Source organism: Nocardioides sp. NPDC057772 (assembly GCF_042798075.1).
In the GTDB taxonomy this organism is placed as follows: Bacteria; Actinomycetota; Actinomycetes; order Propionibacteriales; family Nocardioidaceae; genus Nocardioides.
This window is the reverse complement of the sequence record NZ_JBHVKN010000370.1, coordinates 1-2,083: the sequence shown is the minus strand read 5'-3', so window position 1 is coordinate 2,083 and position 2,083 is coordinate 1. Positions and strand designations below refer to the sequence as shown.

General features: G+C 69.0%; 2 protein-coding genes and 1 rRNA gene. All 3 read right to left on the bottom strand.

Annotation, left to right across the window (positions count from 1 at the left end):
• Positions 1-59 precede the first annotated feature (59 nt).
• Entirely contained in the window at positions 60-551 is a 492-nt protein-coding gene (locus tag ACFVJS_RS27775; RefSeq protein ID WP_378886770.1) for a DUF3145 domain-containing protein, read from the bottom strand.
• 246 nt (positions 552-797) lie between these two features.
• On the bottom strand, positions 798-1,880 hold the full coding sequence (locus tag ACFVJS_RS27770) for a tetratricopeptide repeat protein (protein ID WP_378886769.1): 1,083 nt from the start codon (positions 1,878-1,880) through the stop codon (positions 798-800).
• A 109-nt stretch (positions 1,881-1,989) separates the two neighbouring features.
• A 5S ribosomal RNA gene (rrf, locus tag ACFVJS_RS27765) occupies positions 1,990-2,083 on the bottom strand; the annotation flags it as partial.

The following is a 2,083-nucleotide window of genomic DNA, read 5'->3' as shown; positions in this document are numbered from 1 at the left end:
GCTGACGCTCCGGGGCCTCGGTTTCGTCGTCGGCCGTGCTCTGCGGCCGACCGGGTCGCTCAGACGACCTGGTGCAGCCAGCGTACGGGGGCGCCCTCCCCCGCGTGACGGAACGTCTCCAGCTCGTCGTCCCACGGCTTGCCGAGGAGCTTGTCCACCTCGAGCTCGAGCGTCGTGTCGCCGAGTGCGGCCTTCACGACCGCGGCCTTCAGCCGGTCCTCGGGGATCATGATGTCGCCGTGCATCCCGGTGACGGCGTGGAAGACGCCGAGGTCGGGCGTGAAGGAGTAGCGCGCGCCCTCAGAGGTCGACGTGGCGTCCTCGGTGACCTCGAAGCGCAGGTGTGTCCAGCCCTTCAGCGCCGAGGCGATCGCGGCGGCGGAACCGATCGCTCCCGACCAGAAGAGCTCGGCTCGGTAGGTGCCGGCCTGGGCGGGCTGCGCCGTCCAGTCGAAGTTCACCGGCACACCAAGCACCCCCGCGACGGCCCATTCGATGTGAGGGCAGAGCGCGGAGGGAGCCGAATGCACGAACACAACGCCTCGGGCGATACCACGCGAGGCGCTCGGGTCCTTGATCTGAGTGGTCACCGAATATCTCCTTCGTTGCGGCGCGAGCTACGCCTTCCCCAGCGGGCTCGATCATGCGTGAAGGAAACACTTCGGCGGATCACATGGATGTAGTTGTACTGTCCATTCTTACCTACCCGGCCCAGGATCTCCAGTATCGGGCCAAAACGGTCAGTGGCGGCCGACACACCTGTCGACCGCCACCGACCACACGATCTGATGCGGTTCTCAGTCCCTCTCGACCGTCTTCTCGAGCGCCTCGGCCCGCGCCGCGGCGTCGGTGATCTCGTCGGCGTCGATCGCGTAGGTGCGGTGGAACCAGGTCAGTGCGTCCTTGTCCCGGCCCGCGTCCTGGAGCGTGTCGGCGTACGCGTAGCGCAGTCGCACCACCCAGGGCTCGCGGCTCTTGTTGTTGAGCGGCGACTGCTCGAGGATGCGCAGGGCGGCGTCGTACTGGCCCATGTCGCGGCGAGCACCGGCCTCGACGATGGTCATCTCGGCCTTCGCCGGCGCCTCGAAGTTCACCACGGACGGGCTGTGGGCGAGCTTGATCGCCTGCTCGGGCTGGCCGAGCGCACGGTGGCAGTCCGCCATGATCGGGAGGTAGGCCGTCGCGCCGTTCATCCGCTTGGCAGCGCGCAGCTCCGCGAGCGCCTCGGAGTAGTGGCCCGCAGCGTACGCGGCCTCGCCCAGGGCCTCGCGAATCACCGCGATCCGCTGGGTGCGCGACTTGGCCGCCTTGGCGTGCTGGTAGGCCAGCTCGGGGTCGGAGTCGATGTACATGTCGGCGGCCACGAGGTGGCGGGCGATACGCGCCGCCAGCTTCTCCGGCAGACCGCGCAGCTGAGCCGAGATCGAACGGTCCAGCTCCTTGCCGGTCACCTCGGGCGGAAGCTCCGGACCGTCGTAGGCCCGCTGATCCGCCGTACGCTCCTCGCGCGGCTCGTCGAAGCGACGCTGCGGCTTGCCACCGGGCTTGCCGCCGCGGTCCTTGGAGTAGCCACCCTTGCGGTCGCTGCCGCCACCGCGCTTCGGACCGTCCGAACGGCCACTTACGCGCGGGCCACCGCGGCCGGTCGACGGCTTGCCGTCGCGGCGCTCGTCGCCGCCCCGGCCGCCGTCACGGCGCTGCTCGCCTCCGCGGCCACCGCCACCATCGCGGCGATCGCTGCTCCGGCCCCCACCCGATCGGCCACCACGGCCACCGGTGGATGAACCTGAGGGCCCTCCTGAGCGTGTCGAAGGGCTCTTCGGACGCCCCGGGCGTCCGGCGGGCTTACCGCCTCTGTTGCTACGGCGCTCGTCAGCCATAGCTGCCATCCTCACTGCTGCCTGCGGCAGCTGACTTCGAAAGATCCCAGATCATTCGCCAGTAAAAGCAGTAGAGGCCGCCCAAAGGGCGGCCTCTACCTGAAATTTTGTCCGGCGGCGTCCTACTCTCCCACAGCCTCTCGGTTGCAGTACCATCGGCGCTGAAGGGCTTGACTTCCGGGTTCGGGATGGGACCGGGTATT